Source organism: Polaribacter sp. (assembly GCF_965656025.1).
In the GTDB taxonomy this organism is placed as follows: domain Bacteria; phylum Bacteroidota; class Bacteroidia; order Flavobacteriales; family Flavobacteriaceae; genus Polaribacter.
On sequence record NZ_CBFHJT010000041.1, the window covers coordinates 19,609 to 22,581 of the forward strand.

General features: G+C 29.5%; 1 protein-coding gene. It reads left to right on the forward strand.

Going from position 1 to position 2,973, the window contains the following annotated elements:
• The coding region (locus ACTG3S_RS09090) for a VCBS repeat-containing protein (protein ID WP_439129044.1) at positions 1-2,840 on the forward strand (2,840 nt) is incomplete at its 5' end.
• Positions 2,841-2,973 lie beyond the last annotated feature (133 nt).

The window sequence follows — 2,973 nt, forward strand, 5'->3', positions numbered from 1 at the left end:
ACGAAGAGAAAGGGCACCCAGTATATACAAATGTTTCAAAAGAAGCAGGTATTACAATAGAAGGCTTTGGTCTTGGTGTAACTGTTTTTGATGCTAATAATGACAAATGGCCAGATATATATGTCTCTAATGATTATCTGTCTAGAGATTTTTTATATATCAATCAGCAAAATGGTACTTTTAAAGAAGATGCTAGAAACTACTTTGGCCATACAAGTCATTTTTCTATGGGTAATGATGTTGCAGATATCAATAACGATGGCTTATTAGATATAGTAACTGTTGATATGTTACCTGAAGATGTTAAAAGAAGAAAGTTAATGTCTGGTACACATCATTCGCACGATGTTTTTCAAATTGCCAATAAACTTGGGTATGGACATCAGCAAATGAGAAATATGCTTCAGGTCAATAATGGTAATAAAAGCTTTAGTGAAATTGGTCAATTTGCAGGTATTGATAAAACCGATTGGAGTTGGGCTCCTTTAATTGCAGATTTTGATAACGATGGATTAAATGATATTTTTATAACCAATGGTTTTGGAAAAGACATCACAGATATGGATTTTGTGAAATTTAGGGAAAAAATTTCTACATCCTTTGGTAATGTTAATGAGCTAAAAAAGTCTGTTATCGATTGTTTATACCACAGACCAAGTATTAAAATTGCAAATTATGCTTTTAAAAATAAAGGAAATTCAACCTTTGAAAAAATAAATAAGGAATGGGGTTTCAACGAAAAATCAATCTCTAGTGGAGCAATTTATTCTGATTTAGATAATGATGGTGATTTAGACTTAATCGTCAATAATATCAATCAACCAGCATTTGTTTACAAAAATAAACTTCGTGAAAAAGATTCTATTAAAACTCAATATTTAAAAGTTAAATTAGAAGGAAACTCTCCAAATAAAAACGGAAAAGGAGCATTTTTAACGCTAATCAATGGAAATACCAAAAAAATAAGATACAATCAACCAGTAAGAGGATTTCAAAGCTCTGTAGGTAATACGATTCATTTTGGGCTAAACAACCTTAAAAAGGTAGATACCTTAAAAGTAGAATGGCCTAATGGAGCTATAAATTTGCTAATTGATGTTCTTGCTAATCAGACAATTGTAGTGTCTCAATCAACTGCAACAGAACATAAAAAAACTCCTATAAATAAAGATGAAGGTAGATACTTTTCTTCAGACACTACATTTCTATACAAACATCAAGACAGGAGTTATAATGATTTTGCAATCCAATCACTTTTACTAAAAAAATATTCAAGTCAAGGACCAGCAATGGCTGTAGGTGATTTGAACAATGATGGTTTAGAAGATGTTTTTATTGGGGGTACATATGGTTTTAATTCAGCAATACTTTATCAGGAAAAAAATGGAAATTTTAAAAAGATAGATATACCAGATACTGAGCTTTATGAAGATGGTGGAGCACTTATTTTTGATGCAGATGGAAATGGTTATCTAGATATTTATATAACAAGTGGTGGCACAGAAAGATATGTAGGTCACAAAGCATATCAAGATCGAATATATTATAATTTTAATGGACAATTAAAACAAGGTGAATTGCCTAAAATGTTAACCAGTACTTCAACAGTTTCTGCAGGAGATTTTGATAAAGATGGCGACTTAGATTTATTTGTTGGAGGTAGAATTATACCAGGCAAATACCCACTTGCTCCCAAAAGTTACATACTAGAAAATGATAATGGTAATTTTAAAAATGTTACAGATATTGTTTGCCCATTATTAAATAATGTAGGCATGGTAACATCAGCTACTTGGACAGATTTTAACAATGACACAAACCTTGATTTAGTGATTGTTGGAGAATTTATGCCTATAACCATTTTGAAAGGAAATGGATCTAAATTAGAAAACATCACAAAAGAATCTGATTTAAAAAATAGTTCAGGTTTATGGAATAGTATAGTTTCTGCAGATTTTGATAATGATGGAGATATAGATTTTGTTGTTGGTAATCTTGGTTTAAATTCTAACTTAAAGGTTAAAGATAATCATCCTATTAAGTTAGACTTCGCTGATTTTGATAATAATGGTTCTATAGATCCTATATTTTCTAAATACGAAGAAGGTAATTATTATCCAATTGCATCTTTAGATCAATTGGTAAAACAACTACCCATATTGAAGAAGAAATTTTTGTATTACAATACTTTTGCAAAATCAACAACAGAAGATGTGCTATCTTTATTTGGATCTAAAACTTATGAGACATTGAAAGCAGAAGAGTTAAAATCTTCGTATGTTGAAAATTTGGGTAATAACAAGTTTAAAATAACTAAACTTCCCAATGAAACTCAAATTGCTCCTATAAATGGAATTCTTACTGAAGATATTAATCAAGATGGGTTTTTAGATCTATTATTAGTAGGTAACGATTATGGTGCAGAAGTTGGAATGGGAAAATATGATGCCTCAATTGGCCATATTCTAATGAACAATAAAAATGGTACATTTACCTCGAAAAAGTTTAAGGAAACAGGATTTTCTGTTTTTGGAGATGCTAAAAGCATTGTAAAAGTTCATACCAATTTAAAACCTTTAGTATTGGTAGGAGTAAACAATGAAAATGTAAAATCATTGCAGATAAATAATAGCAATAATTCTTTTGTAGAACCTGAGTCTGATGAAGCATATGCTATTATTATATTCAAAAATGGTTCAAAAAGAAAACATATATTTTCTACTAGTGCTGGTGGTTATCTTTCACAAACTTCAAATAAAATTAGCGTAAACACGTTAGTTTATAAAATTGACTTTTATAGTCCTTCAGGTAAAATTACTCGAGAAGTTAAATTTGATTAATTTTAAAAGGTTTAATTATAATAATTAGATAATAATGAGTTTTAAAAGTACTTCATTTATTTCTGCTACAGCATCAAAGTTCATAATTTTAATAGTGCTGTTTAGTATAGTAACAAGTTGTAAAGATGATGTA